A 17,201-nucleotide genomic window follows, 5' to 3' on the forward strand; every position below is an offset into this window, starting at 1 on the left:
CGGCCCGTCCAGTCCCTCGGACCACCCGTCGCTCCCTCAGATCACCTGCCGGCGGACCAGCACCCGCAACGCCAGGTAACCCGGCAGGACGGGGAGCCAGAAGGTGGCGAGCCGGTAGACCAGGACCCCGGCCACGGCGGTGTCCACCGGGACGCCGTAGAGCAGCAGCCCGGAGACCAGGGCCGCCTCGGTGGCGCCGAGGCCGCCGGGCGTCGGTGCGGCGGAGGCCACGCCCTCCCCCACCACGGAGACCAGCACCACCGGCGCGAGCAGGGCCGCTTCGGCCTGGAGCCCCACCGCGAGCAGGCTCAGCCAGAGCGCTCCCGCGTAGGTGAGGGTGAGCGCCGCGCTGGCGCCCAGCAGCCGCAGGACCCGGCCGCTGCGGGCCAGCGAGCGCAGCGCGGTGACCGCCTGCCGGCGGGCGGTCCGCACCCGGGCCCGCAGCCGGGGCACCGCGAGCAGCACCGCCACCACCAGCAGCGTGACCGCCGCGGCGAGCAGCAGGGTGGGGCCCCGGCGGACGGTGGCGGCCAGCAGGTGGTGTCCGGAGCCGCGGGCGAACGGCAGCAGGACGGGCAGCAGCAGGGCCACCGCCAGCACCCCGGTGATCCGGTCGACGGCGACGGTGGTGGCGGCGACCGGCATCGGCAGACCCTGTCGGCGCAGGTAGCGGAGGCTGAGCGCCACCCCGCCGACGGCACCGGGCGCGAGCCGGTTGACGAAGGCCGACGCCAGTTGCACCGCGACGGTGGTGCCGAACGGGATCCGGTCGGCCGCCGCGAGCCGCAGTCCCCAGGCGGCGAGCGGGATGGTGGCCGCCGAGGCGAGCAGGGCGGCGGTCACCGTCGCCGGGTCGGCGTCCCGCAGGGCGTGCAGCGCGGCGGTCACCTGGGCGCGCCGGGTCAGCACGAAGACGCCCAGCAGCACGAGCATCATCAGCAGGAACACGGTCCGGGGGCTGATCGGCGCGCGGCGGGCCCGCATGCTCCGACCCTATGGCCGCACCCACCCGGATCGGGCGGCAACGCGACGGATGCGACCGGCGCGGGACGGGTGGCCCGGTGGGGCCGGCGGTCAGCCGCGGCGGCGGGGGCGGCGGCGGGCGGCCAGCAGCGCCGCCACCCCACCCACCAGCACGGCGGCGACACCGGCCACCGGGAGGATGACCCGCCAGTCGCCGTCGGCGATCCGCTGGCCGGCGGTGGCGGCCGGGCCGCGCCACGGTGGCGGCGGGGTCGGCGCGGCCGGGGCGGGGCTGGGCGCCGCCTCGGCCGCCCGGTCGAGTTCGCCGGGCGCGACCAGGCGGCCGACCGAGGCGTCCCGGGGCAGGGCGAAGCCCCAGTCGAGCAGTTGGGCGCCCTGCTGCCAGCCCCGGACCGGCCGGGCCTCGGCGCCGAGCAGGGTGACGACGAGTCGTCGACCGTTGCGCTGGGCGGCGCCGACGTAGCTGTGCCGGGCCAGCTCGGTGAAGCCGGTCTTGCCGCCGAGGGCGCCGGGGTACCGGTAGATGAGCTGGTTCTCGTTCTGGATCTGGAAGCCGCCCTTCTTCAGGGCGGGCTGCGCCGGGATCTGCGTGCGCTCGGTGAGGGTGTAGCGCTGGAACAGCGGGTCGGCGAAGCAGACCCGGGCGATCAGCGCCAGGTCGTAGGCGCTGGTGAACTGCCCCTGGCCGTCCAGCCCGGAGGCGGTGACGGCGTGGGTCTGCCGGGCACCGAGGTGGCGGGCCTCCTCGTTCATCGCGCGGATCCCACCGGCGACGCCCTCGGTGCCGCCACCGAGCCGGGCCAGCACGTTGGCGGCCTCGTTGCCGGAGTTCAGCAGCAGCCCCAACCAGATCGTGCCGACGGTGTACCGGCCGCCGGGCAGCAGACCGACGGCGGAGCTGCCCGGGGTGATGGCCAGGTCGGCGGGGGTCACCGTGACCTGCTGGTTCGGGTCCAGCTTCGGCATCATCGTCGCGGCGAGCAGCAGCTTCTGCACGCTGGCCGGGGTGCCGTACTCGTGCGGGCCGCAGGCACCGAGCACCGCGCCGGTGTCCAGGTCCGCGACCAGCCAGCTGGTGGCGGTGACGGCCGGCGGCGCGGGCGCGCCGGCCGGCGTCACCAGGCCGGGCGTGTCGAGCGCGGGGCCGCCGACGGTCCGGTCCGCGGGCACGGCGGGCGGCGGCACCGGGCGGGGCGGTCGGGTCACCCTCGGCGCGGGCGCCTTCGGGCAGGGCAACGGCGCCGCGGCGGCGGCCCGCGCGGCGGGCGCGGCCGACGCCGGGACCGGCGTGCCGACGGTGACGAGTACGGCGGCGACTGCGGCGCCCAGGAGCCGAGCTCTCATGACCAGGGAGACTAACCCGCAAGATCGCCCGGCTGCCGCCGACCCGGCGTCACTCCCGTCGGGGCGGCCCGTCGGGCGGCCGAGCACCCGCTGAGCGTGGGAGCGCACACATCCACGTCCGCCACCGTTGAACGATCTCCGGCCGCGCGCCGTATCCCTCCCCGACAGGACGGATCATCCTTGTCCGCCATGCCGGGTCGGACCGGGACGATCCGTACGCGCGCCGCCCGCGCCGACGCTCCCGCACCGCGCGCCCGCGGCCGACCAGAGGAGAGGTGCATGGCCGGACGTACCCGGAACAACGCGGTCCTGAAGCTCGGCGGGGTGGGTGCCTTCACGGCGCTCGTGCTGGGCGCGGGACTTCACCTGGCCTCCGCCGACGAGAACGCGGGCACGAGCACCGTCTCGGTGAGCTGCCCGGGCGTCGCGGAGCGGATCGGCGCGGTGCCGGCAGCCGCGCGGGCCGGCGTCGACCAGGAGCTGCGCAACCTGGAGACCCAGATCGCCAACGTCAACGCCCGACTGGCCCGCGAGCCCAAGGCGGCCCAGGGGCAGCTCGCCGACATCGCCGGCAAGCGGCGCGCGGTGGTGGACCGGATCCGGCTGGACATCACCCGGGTCGGCGGCGTCGCACCGGCCGGACTGGACCAGCTCGCCGCGTGCTCGCTGAGCACCGCGACCGGCGCGGGCAACGGCAACGCCGGCCAGGGCAACCCGGGCCAGGGCAACGCCGGCCAGGGCAATGCCGGACAGGGCAACGCCGGTAACGGCAACGGCGGGAACGCGGCGGCCGGTGCGCAGACGGTGAACTGCCCGGCCGTACGCGACAAGCTGCCGGCCGTGCCGGCCGCGGCCGCCGCCGGGGTGAAGAAGGAACTCGGCAACCTCGACCGCGAGATCGCCGAGGCGAACGCCCGCCTGGCCCGCCTCGCGGTGAAGCCGGAGGGCGGCCCGAACTTCGTCCGCAACGCCATCCTCGGCCCGCTGCGGAACAAGCGGGTCGCCGTGCTCGACCGGATCGCCATCGACATCGCCCGGGCCGGCGGCCAGCGCCCCGCCCTGGGCGACCTCGCCGCCTGCTCCCTCAACGCCGCCGGCACGGGTGCCGCGGGCAACGCCGGTGGGAACGGCAACGCCGGTGGGAACGGCAACGCCGGTGGGAACGGCAACGGGAACGGCAGTGCCGGCGGGAATGCGGGGAACGGGACCGTCGGGGCCGTCCGCACGGTGAACTGCCCGAGCGTCGCCGACCGGTTGCCCGCCGTCCCGGCCCAGGCCGCTGCCGGCGTACGGACCGAACTGGCCAACCTGGACCAGCAGATCGCCGAGGCGAACGCCCGCCTGGCCCGCCTCGCGGTGAAGCCCGAGGGCGGCCCGAACTTCGTCCGCAACGCCATCCTCGGCCCGCTGGAGGACAAGCGGGTGGCCGTGCTGAACCGGATCGCCACCGACATCGGGCGGGTCACCGGTGACCGCCCCGCCGACCTGGTCGCCCTGGCCCCCTGCACGCTGAACTGACACCCGCCGTACGCGCGGCCCGGCCGGGACTCCGGCGGGGCCGCGCCGGTCAGCCGGCGTCGACGACCGGTGCGGGACGGGCCGCCCGGGCCGCGGCCCGCTGCACCGCCGGCAGCCAGGAGGCGGCGGCGATCAACGTCCGCGCCTGGGTCGGGGTGAACAGGTACGTCCGCTCGCCCCCGCACTTCCCGTCCGACTCCCCCGGGTCCTTGATCCAGAGCAGCGCGGCGAGTCCGGGCCGGTCGGTGACGGGCCGGGGCGGCGGCCCCAGGGCCTGCCGGGCCGGGTTGCACCACTCGTCGTCGCGGGCCGGGTCGTCCGGCGGGGGGCCGACGCCGTTGCGGGAGGTGTCGATCACGAACTCCCGGCCGCCGACGAGGTCGGACAGCTCCCGCCCCCAGCGGTAGCTCTCGTCGGTGGTCTGCCGGTTGGCCACGTTCACCGCGAACCCCTCGGCGGCGGTGATGCCGGCGGTGAGCAGCCGCTGCGCGGTCTCCCCCGTCGAGCGCCACCGCGCGTGCCCCGCGTCCAGATAGACGGCGTGGCCCGCTTTCGCCAGCCGGGCCGTCGCGTCGGCGATCAGCTTGCCCCGGGCGGCGTCGAAGCAGTCGGCGGCGATCGCGTCCGGCTCCATCACCACCACCGACCGGGTACGCCCCAACGCCCGGATCAGCTTCGTCACGTACTCCCGGTAGGCGGCGGCGTCCGGCGCGCCCTCGCGGAAGTTCCCGCACCCCCGGTTCGGGATCCAGTACGCGACCAGGACCGGCAGCTCGCCGCGCTGCCGGGCCCGCTGGGCGAGGGTGGCCACCGCGGGAATGTCCCGCGGGTCGTTTACCCAGCGGGCCTGCGGTCGCCCGGTGACCGGGTCCAGCCAGCTCCCGCCGTGCGCGGCCTGCCACCGGGCCGCCGCGGTCTCCCGGTCGACGTGCAGGGTGGCGCCGCGGAACGGGTGCAGCGGCGGGGCGTAGCGGACCGCCGGCGGCTCGGGACGCAGCGTGGTGTCGGGTACGTGTACGCACCCCACGGCCAGCAGGGCGACGAGGGCGAGAACGAGGGCCGGTACGGTCCGGCGGGCCCGGGTCACGGCAGCATCCAGTGTTCGCTGACCCGCAGCACCTGCACCCGGTCGTCGCCGGAACCGAAGCTCGCCACCGGCACCGCGTGCTTGCGGGCCTCCATCAGCGTCGGGTACTTCTCGGCGGCGTCGGCGGTGCGGTAGTACCAGTCGGGCACCACCAGGTAGTCGACCCGCCGTACCTCCCGCCGGACCGCCGGGTCGGTGTCGAGCTTGTAGACGATCACCGGTCGGGGGTTGAAGCCGTAGTGGTGCACCAGGTCCGTCCAGATGGCGTCGTGCACGACGAGGGTCTTGTCGCGGGGCACGTTGCGGGCCACCCAGGTGGTCGCCGACCGGAGCGGCTGCTCCTGGCTGACCGTCGCCATCTGGTGCAGCCGCGGCGTCCAGGCGACGGTGGTGACGCCGGCCAGCCCGATCAGCAGCAACGCGGCGGTGGCGACGCGGAAGCCGTACCCGAAGCCCTGCCTCGCCCGGCGGCGGAGCCAGCCGGTCGGGACCAGGCCCGGGGTGCCGGCGATCGCGCTGCCCACCCCGGCGATCAGCAGGGCGCTCCACGGCAGCAGGTTGATCACGTGCATGAACGGCACGTAGCCGCCGCGCACCAGCACCAGCCAGCCGATCGCGAGGGCGAGCGCGGCGGGTCGCAGCCGGCGCACCAGCAGGGCCACCGGCAGCGCGGCGAGACCGAGCAGGGGCAGCCAGTGGTCGTACTGGAACCAGTTGAGCACCTGCTGGTGGGTGGCGCTGCCGGCGTCGAGGACCGAACCGCTGGAGGACCGACCGTCGAGCTGCCACTGCGCGGTGCCGAGCAGGCTGTTGTGCCCGGGCCCCTCGAACAGTTCGCCCTTGAAGAGGGCGAACAGCGGGTACATCGCCATCAGCAGGGCACCGGCGAAGCCGGCGGTCACCAGCACCTGCGGCCGGTTGCGACGGTCCAGGTTCTGCACCATGGCCCAGCCGAAGGCCGGTAGCAGCAACAGCGACGTCTCCTTGGTGAGCGCCGCCATGGCGAAGGCGAGCGCCGCGCCGATGCCGGCGGCGATGCTGCGGCGTGGCGAGTACGCCAGCACGAACGCCAGCAGCAGCCACGGGGTGACCAGGTTGTCGAGGAACGTCCAGCGGCCGTAGACGACGGCCAGCGGCGACAGGCCGAACAGCAGCACGGCCACCGCGGCGGCGACCCGGCCCAGCCCGAGGCGGCGGGCCAGCACGAAGAGCAGACCGGCGGCGGCCACCTTGGCGATCAGCATGCACTCGTTGCCGAAGGCGATCGCCGACTCGTACCGGTCGAAACCGTCGGTCAGCGCCGCCCAGGCGGCGAGCTGGATCCAGCCGCCGGGCGCGTGGTCGTAGAAGTACGAGTAGGGCGAGAGCTGTCCCTCGTAGCGCAGGGACCAGGCCTGGGACAGGTAGGTGCCGGGGTCGTCGACGTACCCGGGGAAGGTCGACATGCCGACCGCGTGGATCGTGCCGACGAGGGCGAGCAGCGGCACCAGCAGCGCGATGCTGCGGCCGTGCCGGGCGGCCCACACCTGGAGCCCGACGCGGGCCCGGCGGTGGGCGGGCAGCGCCCGGTCGATGTCGGCGACGGTGCGCAGGTCGATGGTGGGTGGCTCGATCGTGCTGGTCACGCGACCACCCCCACCGGCACCCGGGCCTCGTCGGCCGCGGGCGGCGCACCGAGGTGCGCGCCGCTGTGCGCGGTCTTCACCCAGTCGGTACGCCCGGTCAGGTGCCGCAGCAGCGCCCACACCCCGGCCACCGAGAGCACCACCTGGTACGGGTAGCCGCCGAGCACCACGCCGAGGTGGTCGCGCAGCCGGACCCGCTGGCCGAAGGTGCGTCCGAACTGGTGCAGCATCAGCACGTCGAGGGCGATGGTGAGCAGGCTGATCCCGAGCGGGACGCTGGCCAGCAGCGCGACCACCACCGGCGACTTGTGCGCCAGCGCGAGGGCCAGCGCCACCGGGGCGAGGACGACGGAGAAGGCCTGGAAGAACTGGAAGCCGAGCACGTAGACGGCGAGGACCTTCTGCCAGGGCCGGGGCAGCGCCAGCCACTCCCGCTCGGTGAAGACCTGGATGAAGCCCTGCATCCAGCGCACCCGCTGGCGGACCAGGCCGCGCAGCGTGTCGGGAGTCTCCTCCCGGGTCACCAGTTCGTCGACGTAGACGACGTCGACGTCGTAGCCGAGCACCGAGGCCACCATGCCGATCTTGCAGTCCTCGGTGAGGCAGTCCTCGTCCCAGTACGCCCCGTAACGGCGGCGCAGCGCGTCGAGGAACTCGCGCCGGAAGAAGACGGTGTTGCCGCCGAGCGGCATCACCTTCGTGACGGCCTGGAGCTTCAGCCGGGACTGGAACCACTTGTAGTACTCCAGCACGTTGGCCGCCCGCCACCAGCCGGAGGCGTTGGCGCGCAGCCACCGGCGCAGCCGGGGCAGCCGCCCGGCGGGCAGCGGCTGCGTACGCGGGTCGGCGCTGAAGTTCATCAGCTGCACCCCGCACTGCACGATGCCCGCCCCGGTGCGGCGGAACCGGTAGTCGACCATGCGCAGCAGGTCCGGGTGGAACAGGTCCTCGGCGTCGGCGATGCCGATCCACTCGTAGTGGACACCCAACCGGTCCAGTTCGCGGACCGCGGCGTTCAGGCCGATCGGCTTGTTGTGCACCTCGGTGTCCTCCGGGTAGGCCGCGACGAGCACCCGGCCCGGATAGCGGGCGGCCTTGGCGTGCGCGATGGCCGCCGTCCCCGGGTCGTCCGGGTGGTCGATGATCGGCACCACCCAGTAGTCCGGGTGGTCGAGGTTGGCCAGCCGTTCCAGGGTGTGACCGGCGACGGCCTCCTCGTGCCGCATCGGCACCAGGATCACGCCGGGCAGTTGCGGGGCGTCCGGCTCGCCGTACCGGTCCGGGTCGTTGTGCTCCGGCAGCCACCACTTGTAGAGCTGGAACGCCAGGGTGGTGATCGCGACGGCCAGCATGAAGAGCGACACCGTGGTCAGGAAGACGTCGAGGAAGAGCACAGCCGACACGGTCAGGGCGGCCAGGGCGGCGGCCAGCCGACCGATCCGCCACCCGGCCGGGGTGGGCCGCCGGTGGGTGCCCCGCCGCCGTGGCGGGTCGGGGCGGTGCGCGAAGGACCAGAAGCGGTCCGAGCAGTAGTTGATCGCCGTCCCGGCCACGACCAGCGCCCAGTAGGCGACCGAGGCGCCGACCACCGGCACGAGCAGCGGGAACGCGACGAGGCTCAGCAGGGCGCTGCCGCCCCGCGCGGTCTGGAACCGCCACCAACGGCCGGCCGCTCGTCCGGTGCCGCGTCCCCAGGTCAGCCGGTCGTGGGCGACGAAGCTGAGCTGGAGGGTGACGACCAGTTGCACCGCGTTCGCGAGCGCGGGGCTGGCGCCGGCCGCGATCAGCGCCACCAGCAGGGCGTGGCCGATCACCGCCACGGCACCGCCGACGGTCAGGAAGATCCAGGTTTCGCGCTGCCGGAGCAGCTTGAGGACGGGACGCACACGGGCCTCTCGATCGGCGTCGGGGGTTCACGCCGATGGCCGGCGAACGGCCGTCACGGCGACGCGTCCACCGGTCGGGGCGGGAGCCGGGACGCGGCACGGCCCGGTTCGGGCCCCGCCAGCCGGTGCGGACGCAGGCCCCTCCTACCCGTGTTGAGCTGCGGAAACCGTGACGTGCCCAGCGCCACAGCGCCGGGTCAGCGGATCCGGCGCAGCCAGCGCCGCTGCCACGGTGTCTCCACCGCGCGCGGGTGGTGGTGCTCACGCACCCAGGCGAGCGCCCGCTCGGGCGGCAGCCCGTCGAGGACGGCGAGGGCAGCCAGCGCCGTGCCGGTCCGGCCGATGCCGCCCCGGCAGGCCACCTCCACCCGCTCCCCGGCGTACGCCCGGCGCCGCGCCTCGCGCAGCGCGTCCCAGGCGTCGGCGGGGTCCAGGGGAACGAGGAAGTCGGGCCAGCGGACCCGGCGGTGCGGCCAGGCCGGGATCGGGCCGGGGGCGAGCAGCAGGGCGAAGTCGGCGGGCGACACGGTGGCGGCGATCCGGCGTCCCCGCACCACGGCGCCGCCGGGCAGCACCACCAGCCCGGTCCGGTCCGTCCACGCCGTCGCCGTGCTCATCCGCTCATTGTGCCCGGTCGTACGCACGCGCGGGTGCCCGCCGGACGAGAGTCCGACGGGCACCCGCGGTGGTCCGGGCCGGGCCCGGTGCGCCGCTCAGGTCAGCGCGCACCGATGCCGAAGCGGCTCCGGCGACGCCACGCCAGCGACAGCAGCACCAGGACGGCGCCCGCCCCGACGAGGCCGCCACCGAGCTTCATCGGCGTGCTGAGGCTGGACCCGGTGACGGGCAGACCCCCGTGGTGCGGCGGGCGCGGCGGGTGGGTCGGCCGGACCGGCAGGACGGTGCCGGTGACGCTGGCGGTCAGGCCGGTCACCTCGTCCCGCGCGGTGAAGGTGTACCGCCCGGGCCGGTTCGGCCGGTAGGTGACGGTGAAGTTGCCGCTGGCGTCGACCCGCACCGTGAAGTGCAGCGGCGCCGGCTGCGGCTGCTCGAACGCCACCGCCGCGATGGCGACGTTGCTGCCGTCGCTGAGCCGGGCCGTCCCGGGAGCGGGTGCGGCGACGGGCAGCGCGGTGATGGACACGTCGATGGTCGCCGTGGTGTTGGGCGTGAAGCCGCTGCCGCGCAGCACGAAGCTCTGGCCCAGGGTGATGGTCGGGTCGTCGAGCGTCAGGACGGGCGGCTGGGGCACGTACACCGGTGGCTGGGGCGTGCCGACCGTCGGTGAGGGCTGCGGCTGGGCCGCGCTCGCCGCGGTCGGCACGGCCACAGCGGCCAGGCCGACCGTGAGCGCCATGATGATGCGGGATAGCCGCATGGTGAGTTCCTCCTACTGGTCACAGCTTGGTGCGGAAACAACTTGGGTGGTCCATGGGGTGACGGTGGGGGTGAGCACCAGGTCGGCGGTGCCGGCGCTGGTTCGCCCGGTCACCAGGGTGAAATCGAGGGTCCGGGTCGCCCCGGGTCGGACGTCGACGGTCGCGAGGGTGACCTGGCGGCGACGGTCGGTCCCGCCGCCCATCGCCGTCGTCTTCCCGTCGAGCCGGCCGCCGAGCACCGCCCCGCCGGTCGGGCTGTACACCGTCACGAAGGTGCGGGCGGTGTACGGTTCGCCGGCGAGGGCGAGGCCGGTGACCGATTCGGTCAGGCCCGAACGCGGTGCGGTGGAGTGCACGGTCACCCGCAGCCGCAGCTCCCGGCGCCCCTCGGCCTGACAGTCACCGACCGTCAGGCTCGCCGAGAACCTCAGGTAGTAGCCGAGCTTCGCGCCGGTGCCGTCGTTGAGGAACACGCCGACCGTCGGCACGGTGTCCTTCTCGGGGAGCGTCCCGGTCAACCGGCTGTCGCCGAGGATGTCCTGCTCTCCCTGATGGGCACTCCAGAACAATATCCGACGTTCCGCCACAGAACGGTTAAAAGCCCCTAAAAGAACCCGCGCGTCCACCCGTTTGGTGAGGAAGGCGTCGAAGACGGCAGAGGCAGCGGAGGCGAAGTAGCCGTCCTGGGCGGACTGGTCCAGGTCCCGGTAGGCATCGCTGAGCAGGGTGCGGACCACCGTCTCGGCGGTCAACGGCGCACCACCCGCGACGGGCACCGGTCCGGTCGCCCTGAGCAGGTACGACAGCACCACCGGATCCACCGCCAGCACCCCGTCCGCGGCGACGCCGGTCCGCCGCCGGACCATCTCCCGGTAGAGGGCGGCGGCCGTCGGGAACTGCGGGCCGAGGTTGACGTCGGCGGGATACATGCCGGGCAGGTCCGTCCAGAGCCGCCGGAGCTCCGGCTCGACCCGCAACGGCGGGTCGGCCCGGTGCAACGAGGCGCTGCTGCCCTGCTCACCGAGGCTGACCCGGCCGTTCTCGGCGCGGATCACCGCATAGGCACCGAACATGCCGCCGGTCGCGCGCAGCTCGGCGGGATTCTGCGACACCAGCAGGTAGCGCCGGGGTCCGTCGGCGCCGAGCAGCGGCGGCATCACCCGGGCGGCCTGGGCGGCGGCACCGGTCAGGTCGGCGAGCCGGTCGATCTCCGCGCGCAGGGCGGAGAGCGCGTCGCGGATCTGGGCGACGAGGTTCCCGGTGGGCACCGCCGCCAACCTGCTCCGCGTGTCGCGTACGGCGCGGTCGGCCCCGGCGAGTTCGCCGGAGGCGGTACGCAGCCGGCCCAGGTCGAGCCGCCCCTGCCGGGGCACCAGGGTGGACAGGTCGACCCGCAGGAGGGCCGGGAACGCCTGCCGCGACAGGTCGTCGATGGCGCTGGCGATCAGGTGCACGGTCGCCAGGTCGTCACCGGCGTACGGGGTCCGCTGGCCGAGCCACCAGCCCGGGTCGGTGGTCGCGTCCCGGGCGGAGCGGGCCTGCTCCTGCAGCGCCGCCAGGGTCCGCTGGGCCCGGGCGGTGTCACCTCCGACGACGTCGGCGCTGAGCTGCTGGGCCAGGCCGGCCGCGTTGAGCAGGTGGGCCCGGGCCTGCCAGCCGCGGAACGCGACCCAGCCGCCGCCGAGCAGCAGCAGCGAGACGACGACCAGGCCGGACAGCAGCGCACGGCGAACCCGCACTCTGCTGCGGCGCCGCGACCGCCTCCGTCGACGTCGCGACTCACCGCTCTCGGTCACCGCACTCCTCACTCCGGAAAAACGGACAAAAATGCCCATTGACCGTTTTCTAGCATGAAATCTCGACCAGATGCGTCGTTTCACGTTATTCAGGCGTGGAATCACTTTTGCGAACTCCGCGCCACCGGTCCCCCGGTCCGGGCGGCGCCGGCCGCGACCTCGTAGAGCATCTGTTCGATCTGGTCGACGCCGGCCCGCAGGGACATCTCCCGCAGGTAGGCGTCGCGCCCCCGCTGTCCCATCTCCGCCCGGGCCGCCGCCGGGATCGCCGAGGCCAGCCACAGCCGATCGGCCAACGCGGCCCAGTCCTCCGGAGGGCAGGACAGCCCGGCCCGGGCGCGCTCGACCAGCGCCACCGTGTCACCGGCGGCGGACGCGACCACCGGCGAGGCGCAGGCCAGGGCGGCCTGGAGCTTGCCGGGCACCGTGCCCCGCAGCTCCGGCAGGTCCCGGAGCATCACCAGCTGATAGTCGGCCGCCGCGTAGAGCTGCGGCATGTCGGCCGGCGACCGCCGTTCCACGAAGCGCACGTTCTCCGCCCGCAGCTCGGCGGCGAGCCCCCGCACCCGCCGCTCCTGCGCGCCCGAGCCGACCAGCACGAGGTCCAGTCGGTCCTCCAGCGCCGCCGCCGCGCGGACCGCGGTCTCCAGCCCCTGCCGCATCCCGATCGTCCCGGCGTGCATCACCACGCACCGGCCGTCCCGGCGGACCAGCCGGCGGGCGGCGGCACCCGGCCGCGCCGGGTGGAAGATCCGCTCGTCGGTCCAGTTCAGCACCACCCGCACCCGGCGCGGGTCGGCGCCGCCGTCGACCACCAGCCCGCGCATCGACGGTGCGCTGACCGCGATGCCGTCGACCTCCCGGTAGAGCCGGCGCAGGGTCGCGCCCAGCCGGCCCGACCAGCCGCGCGGATCGCCGTCGCCGACCGCGCTCTCCTCCGACCAGACGTCCTGCACGTGCAGCACCGTCGGCACCCGACCGAGCAGCCGCAGCAGGCCCGCACTGGCGAAGGTGAGCGGCGGCAGCTGGAAGACGTACAGCGCGTCGACGTCGCGCAGATAGCGGCGGCCGGCCAGCGCCACGCTGCCGGCGAAGGAGAGCCAGCTCGCCATCCGGGCACCGGTCGAGCCGTCACCTCCCGCGTAGCGGGGCACCCGGCGGACGGTCAGCCGCTCGCTGCGCGTCTGGTGTCGCCAGCGCTGCCGCCAACCCGGATAGACCTGGCCGCCCGGATAGTCCGGGAAGCCGGTGAGGACGCGTACCTCGTGGCCCCGGGCGGCCAGCTCCTCGGCCAGGCTGCCGGGGATGAAGGCCGGCTCCGGCGGGAAGTGGTAGGAGAGAATCCCGATCTTCATGACCGGCCTCCCGGCGCGGCATGCGGCCGGCCGGGCCCGGCCGCCCCGTACGATGCCGGCACCCCCTCCGCGTCCGGCCGCGACCGCCGGCATGCCGCCGCCACGGGCGTCCGTCCCGCGGTCGCGCCGACGAGAGGGATCCAGATGGACGCCGGGGTGCTCTTCGTGTGCCACGCCAACATGTGCCGGTCGCCGATGGCCGAGTTCATCGCCCGCCGGCTCCTCGCCGACCATTCGGTCCCCGTGGCCAGCGCCGGCACCAACGCGCTCGACGGTCGGCCGATGCACCCGTACGCGGCGGAGGTGGCGGCCGGGACGGGCGCCGACCCGACCGGCTTCCGCACCCGCGAGCTGCGGCCGGAGCACCTGACCGGCGCGACCCTGGTGCTCACCGCGACCCGGCGGCAGCGGTCGCACTGCACGGCGTTGGCCCCGACCGTGCTGCACCGGACCTTCACCGTGCGCCAGTTCGGCCGGCTCGCCGCGGCGGCCGAGGCCCCGAAGGACCACGACGGCGCCGTGCTGCGCGCCGCGGTCGAGGCGGCGGCCCGGGCCCGGGGGCGGCTGCAACCCGCCCCCGGGGAGGCGGACGACCTGCGCGACCCGATCGGCGGTTCGCCGGCGGACTTCCGGCGCTGCGCCGAGGAGATCGAGCGGTCGATCGGAGCCCTGGTCGCGCTCATCGCGGCAGCCGGCTGAGTTCCCGGGTCCGGTCGTCGCCGTCGTTCGCGGCGGCGCCGTGCCGGGCCGCACGGGCCCGATCGGCGGGTACGGCGGCCGGCGCCGCCGGCACCGTGACGCGGTAGCTCTCGTACTGGTAGGCGTCCGCCTTCGGCACCTTGGCCATGTTCAGCACGCAGCCGAGCAGCCGCACCGAGACCGAGTGCAGCGACCGGGCCGCCGCGGCCACCTGGCTGCGCGAGGTACGACCCTGCTGGGTGACCAGGAGCGCACCGTCGGCCTGCACGGCGACCACCACCCCGTCGGTGACGGCCAGCAGCGGCGCGGTGTCGATGATGACGATGTCCGCGGACTCCCGCAGGGCGAGCAGCAGGTCCGCCATGGCCTTGGAGCCCAGCAGCTCGCTCGGGTTGGGCGGGGCCGCGCCGCTGGGCAGCACCAGCAGGGACTTGTCCCCCCACCGCTGCACCACGTCACCGACCTGGACGTCGCCGACCAGCACGTCGGTGAGGCCGACGCCACCGTCGAGGCCGAGGTATTCGGCGACCTTGGGACGGCGCAGGTCGGCGTCGATGAGCAGCACCCGCCAGCCCGCCTCGGCCAGCGCGATGGCCACGTTGCAGGAGAGCGTCGTCTTCCCCTCGCCCTGCAGGGCGCTGGTGACGGCGATGACCCGGGCCGGCTCGTGCACGTCCACGAAGCGCAGGTTGGTGCGCAGCTTGCGGACCGCCTCGGCGCGTACCGAGTTGGCCGCCTCGCCGACGATGAGCGGGGCGGACCGGGCGCCGGACTCGAAGGGGATCTCGCCGAGCAGCGGACTGCCGGTGACCCGTTGCAGGGCGGCGGCGTCGCGCATCCGGACGTCGGCCAGCCCGCGCAGCACCGCCAGGGCCATGCCGAGCAGCAGGCCGAGCAGGCCACCGACGACGAGGTTCCGCGCCGGCTGCGGGGACACCGGGCTGGAGCTGACCCTGGGTCCGCTGACCACCTCCAGCTTGATCGGCGCGGACTTGGCGTCCGGCGGGGTCTCCACCTTCTGCACGAGTTCCACGAACTTCGCCGAGAGCGTCTCGGTGGTCTTCAGTGCCCGGTTCTGGTCGGTGTCGGTGAACGTCGCCCGCAGCAGGACCGTGCCGGCCTCGGTGGAGGTGCTGACCCGGCCCTGGACCTGGTCGGCGGTGAGGCCGAGCGGGCTCTCGGCCACCACGCTCTGCGCCAGCCGATCGCTGGTCAGCAGGTCGGCGTAGGACTTCACCCGCTGCTGGAGGAAGAGGCCGCCCTGGTAGGCGTCGGTGACGCCCTGGCTGGGGGTGGTCACGAAGAAGGTCACCGAGGCGACGTAGCGGGGTGGCGTGCGCACCGTGACGAGCGCCGCCGTACCGAGCCCGGCCATGAGGGTGATCAGCACGATCCACCAGTGGCGGCGGATCAGGCGTAGGTAGCCGCGAACATCCATCACATCCCCCGTCCCGCCAGGTCAGCTAGCCGGTGAAACTGCACGAAATCCCCCTATGGGCACAAACGACGTGTAAGTATCTAAACCGCTCAAACATCGCGGGGAGCGACTCACAGAATGTAGACCATCCAAACTGTGCATACAGTGCCAATCCTCCCATTACCGGATCGGATGCAGGGGACAACCATGGACCGCACTGTCACCGCCGCCAGACCCGTCCGCGACCGGATCGCCCGCCGAGCGGCCGTCCTGTCTCTGTTAACGCTGGACAGCGCCGCGTGGTGCGGCGGATTTCTCACCGCGGCGTGGACCCGCTACGAATTCGACCTCACCGCCGCCCAGGTCGGGCGCGTTCTGGTCGGCGCGCTGGCCTGCGCGGCCCTTCACACCGCCGTCTTCGTGCTGCGCTCCCGGGTGCACGGGCGACACGCCGTCGGCAGCGCCGGAGAACTTCGCGAGGTGGCCGGCAGCGCCGCGGTGGTCACCCTCGCCGCCCTGGTCGTTCTCCTGCCGATGCCGCAGCGACCGGTGCCGGCCAGCACGCCGGTGGTCGGCACCGCGGTCGCCCTGGTCCTGATGGCCACCGCCCGGGCCACCTGGCGGTGGCGGCGGGAGCGGCACCGCCGACCGGTTCCGACCGCCGAGCGGACCCTCGTGTACGGCGTGGACGCCGCCAGCGAACGGCTCGTCCGGGCGCTGCTCGGGGACCCGACCAGCCGCTACCTTCCGGTGGGACTGCTCGACGACAACCCCGACAACCGCCGGCTGCGCGTCGAGGGGGTCCGCGTGCTGGGCGGCCGGGACCGGATCGACGAGGCGCTGCGGCGCACCCAGGCCCGTACGGTCATCTTCTCGATGAGCGGCTCGGACGCCGAGCTGATGCGCGACGTGCGGGGCCGCACGCTCCAGGCCGGCGCCACCTTCAAGGTCCTCCCGCCGGTACGCGAGCTGCTGGACCGCCCGGTCACCGTGACCGACGTCCGGGACGTGCAGATCACCGACCTGCTCGGCCGGGCGCAGCGGGTGGCCGAGCTGGCCATGGAGCGCAACAAGCTCGCCGGCCGCCGGGTCCTGGTCACCGGGGCGGGCGGTTCGATCGGCTCGGAGCTGTGCCGGCAGATCGCCCGCTGCGAGCCGGGCGAGCTGATGATGCTGGACCGGGACGAGTCGGCGCTGCACTCCCTGCAGATGTCACTGCACGGTCGGGCGCTGCTGGACGGACCGGACCTGATCCTGGCCGACATCCGCGACGCCGAGGCGATCGCCCGGATCGTCGCCGACCGGCAGCCGGACATCGTCTTCCACGCCGCCGCGCTCAAGCACCTGACCATGCTCCAACGGCACCCCGGCGAGGCGATCAAGACCAACATCTGGGGCACCCTGAACGTCCTGGAGGCGTGCGGGGACGTGACGGAGTTCGTCAACATCTCCACCGACAAGGCCGCCAACCCGATCAGTGTGCTCGGCTACTCGAAGCGGATCACCGAACGGCTGACCGCCCACCACGCCGCGCAGCACGGCGGGGCGTACCTCAGCGTCCGCTTCGGCAACGTGCTCAGCAGCCGTGGCTCGGTGCTGACCGCGTTCCAGGCGCAGCTCGAGGCCGGCGTGCCGATCACGGTCACCCACCCCGACGTCACCCGGTACTTCATGACCGTCCAGGAGGCGGTGCACCTGGTGCTCCAGGCGGCGACGATCGGCCGCGGCGGCGAGGCCCTGGTGCTCGACATGGGCGAGCCGGTCCGGATCGCGGACGTCGCCCGCCGGCTCGCCGCCGACGCCGCCACCCCGGCCGAGATCGTCTTCACCGGCCTGCGCCCCGGCGAGAAGCTGCACGAACACCTCTTCGGCGCCGACGAGACCGACAGCCGGCCGCTGCACCCGCTCATCTCGCACGTCCGGGTGCCCGAACTCGACCCGCGTGAGGTGCGGGGACTCGACCCGTACGCCGACCCGGACGAGCTGGTCAAGCGCATGGCGGCCCTCTGCACCAGCACCACCGCCCCGCTCACCCCGGTGCCGGCGCCCCGCTGAGCTGCGGCGGTGGGCCGGGCCGGGTCACCCGGCCCGGCCCACCGCCACCGGTGCCC

Annotated in this window: 13 protein-coding genes; 3 read left to right on the top strand and 10 right to left on the bottom strand. The window is 74.5% G+C overall.

Annotated elements, in window-relative coordinates; all coding sequences use genetic code 11:
* Positions 1 to 36 precede the first annotated feature (36 nt).
* Both ABUL08_RS10625 and ABUL08_RS10630 read right to left on the bottom strand, forming a co-directional pair.
* Positions 37 to 984, bottom strand: a complete 948-nt coding sequence (locus ABUL08_RS10625) for a lysylphosphatidylglycerol synthase transmembrane domain-containing protein (RefSeq protein ID WP_350936977.1) — start codon at positions 982 to 984, stop codon at positions 37 to 39.
* 90 nt (positions 985 to 1,074) lie between these two features.
* Positions 1,075 to 2,328, bottom strand: a complete 1,254-nt coding sequence (locus ABUL08_RS10630) for a D-alanyl-D-alanine carboxypeptidase family protein (RefSeq protein WP_350936979.1) — start codon at positions 2,326 to 2,328, stop codon at positions 1,075 to 1,077.
* A gap of 279 nt (positions 2,329 to 2,607) precedes the next feature.
* On the opposite strand from ABUL08_RS10630, the gene ABUL08_RS10635 reads away from it, so the two are divergent.
* Positions 2,608 to 3,846: a hypothetical protein gene (locus ABUL08_RS10635; RefSeq protein WP_350936980.1), complete on the top strand. Its 1,239-nt coding sequence runs from the start codon at positions 2,608 to 2,610 to the stop codon at positions 3,844 to 3,846.
* A gap of 49 nt (positions 3,847 to 3,895) precedes the next feature.
* Here ABUL08_RS10635 and ABUL08_RS10640 read toward each other — a convergent pair whose 3' ends face one another.
* The 7 genes from ABUL08_RS10640 to ABUL08_RS10670 form a co-directional block, all read right to left on the bottom strand.
* Entirely contained in the window at positions 3,896 to 4,933 is a 1,038-nt protein-coding gene (locus ABUL08_RS10640; protein WP_350936982.1) for a glycoside hydrolase family 6 protein, read from the bottom strand.
* Positions 4,930 to 6,558 (bottom strand): glycosyltransferase family 39 protein, encoded by a 1,629-nt coding sequence (locus tag ABUL08_RS10645; RefSeq protein WP_350936983.1) that lies wholly within the window; start codon positions 6,556 to 6,558, stop codon positions 4,930 to 4,932. The genes ABUL08_RS10640 and ABUL08_RS10645 overlap by 4 nt, the downstream gene beginning before the upstream one ends.
* The gene (locus tag ABUL08_RS10650) at positions 6,555 to 8,444 is read right to left on the bottom strand and encodes a glycosyltransferase (RefSeq protein ID WP_350936985.1); all 1,890 of its coding nucleotides are present in this window, start codon (positions 8,442 to 8,444) and stop codon (positions 6,555 to 6,557) included. Before ABUL08_RS10650 ends, ABUL08_RS10645 begins: the two co-directional genes overlap by 4 nt.
* A 197-nt stretch (positions 8,445 to 8,641) precedes the next feature.
* A complete protein-coding gene (locus ABUL08_RS10655; RefSeq protein WP_350936987.1) occupies positions 8,642 to 9,061 on the bottom strand; it encodes a protein-tyrosine phosphatase family protein in 420 nt (139 codons plus the stop codon).
* A gap of 101 nt (positions 9,062 to 9,162) precedes the next feature.
* Complete coding sequence (locus ABUL08_RS10660) at positions 9,163 to 9,822, bottom strand: peptidase associated/transthyretin-like domain-containing protein (RefSeq protein WP_350936988.1); 660 nt, start codon at positions 9,820 to 9,822, stop codon at positions 9,163 to 9,165.
* Between the two features lie 12 nt (positions 9,823 to 9,834).
* Positions 9,835 to 11,562 carry a DUF4012 domain-containing protein gene (locus tag ABUL08_RS10665; RefSeq protein WP_350936990.1) on the bottom strand — a complete coding sequence of 576 codons (1,728 nt, stop codon included), beginning with the start codon at positions 11,560 to 11,562 and terminating at the stop codon, positions 9,835 to 9,837.
* 158 nt (positions 11,563 to 11,720) lie between these two features.
* Positions 11,721 to 12,974 (bottom strand): glycosyltransferase family 4 protein, encoded by a 1,254-nt coding sequence (locus ABUL08_RS10670; RefSeq protein ID WP_350936992.1) that lies wholly within the window; start codon positions 12,972 to 12,974, stop codon positions 11,721 to 11,723.
* 144 nt (positions 12,975 to 13,118) lie between these two features.
* Here ABUL08_RS10670 and ABUL08_RS10675 point away from each other — a divergent pair, with 144 nt between their 5' ends.
* A complete protein-coding gene (locus ABUL08_RS10675; protein ID WP_350936993.1) occupies positions 13,119 to 13,673 on the top strand; it encodes an arsenate reductase/protein-tyrosine-phosphatase family protein in 555 nt (184 codons plus the stop codon).
* Here ABUL08_RS10675 and ABUL08_RS10680 read toward each other — a convergent pair.
* Positions 13,654 to 15,111 (bottom strand): tyrosine-protein kinase domain-containing protein, encoded by a 1,458-nt coding sequence (locus ABUL08_RS10680; protein ID WP_350936996.1) that lies wholly within the window; start codon positions 15,109 to 15,111, stop codon positions 13,654 to 13,656. The two genes, ABUL08_RS10675 and ABUL08_RS10680, sit on opposite strands and share 20 nt — an antisense overlap.
* A 186-nt stretch (positions 15,112 to 15,297) precedes the next feature.
* Between ABUL08_RS10680 and ABUL08_RS10685 the strand changes: the two genes are divergently transcribed.
* Positions 15,298 to 17,145, top strand: coding sequence for a polysaccharide biosynthesis protein (locus ABUL08_RS10685; protein WP_350936998.1), 1,848 nt, complete (start codon positions 15,298 to 15,300; stop codon positions 17,143 to 17,145).
* Positions 17,146 to 17,201: the final 56 nt, after the last annotated feature.

Origin of the sequence: Micromonospora sp. CCTCC AA 2012012, assembly GCF_040499845.1 — a bacterium.
GTDB classification, from domain to species: domain Bacteria; phylum Actinomycetota; class Actinomycetes; order Mycobacteriales; family Micromonosporaceae; genus Micromonospora; species Micromonospora mangrovi.

What these genes read in the sequence shown, in the direction of transcription:
- ABUL08_RS10625 (WP_350936977.1), bottom strand. Translation starts at nt 984, where the DNA reads ATGCGGGCCCGCCGCGCGCCGATCAGCCCCCGGACCGTGTTCCTGCTG.
- ABUL08_RS10630 (WP_350936979.1), bottom strand. Translation starts at nt 2,328, where the DNA reads ATGAGAGCTCGGCTCCTGGGCGCCGCAGTCGCCGCCGTACTCGTCACC.
- ABUL08_RS10635 (WP_350936980.1), top strand. Translation starts at nt 2,608, where the DNA reads ATGGCCGGACGTACCCGGAACAACGCGGTCCTGAAGCTCGGCGGGGTG.
- ABUL08_RS10655 (WP_350936987.1), bottom strand. Translation starts at nt 9,061, where the DNA reads ATGAGCACGGCGACGGCGTGGACGGACCGGACCGGGCTGGTGGTGCTG.
- ABUL08_RS10660 (WP_350936988.1), bottom strand. Translation starts at nt 9,822, where the DNA reads ATGCGGCTATCCCGCATCATCATGGCGCTCACGGTCGGCCTGGCCGCT.
- ABUL08_RS10670 (WP_350936992.1), bottom strand. Translation starts at nt 12,974, where the DNA reads ATGAAGATCGGGATTCTCTCCTACCACTTCCCGCCGGAGCCGGCCTTC.
- ABUL08_RS10675 (WP_350936993.1), top strand. Translation starts at nt 13,119, where the DNA reads ATGGACGCCGGGGTGCTCTTCGTGTGCCACGCCAACATGTGCCGGTCG.
- ABUL08_RS10680 (WP_350936996.1), bottom strand. Translation starts at nt 15,111, where the DNA reads ATGGATGTTCGCGGCTACCTACGCCTGATCCGCCGCCACTGGTGGATC.
- ABUL08_RS10685 (WP_350936998.1), top strand. Translation starts at nt 15,298, where the DNA reads ATGGACCGCACTGTCACCGCCGCCAGACCCGTCCGCGACCGGATCGCC.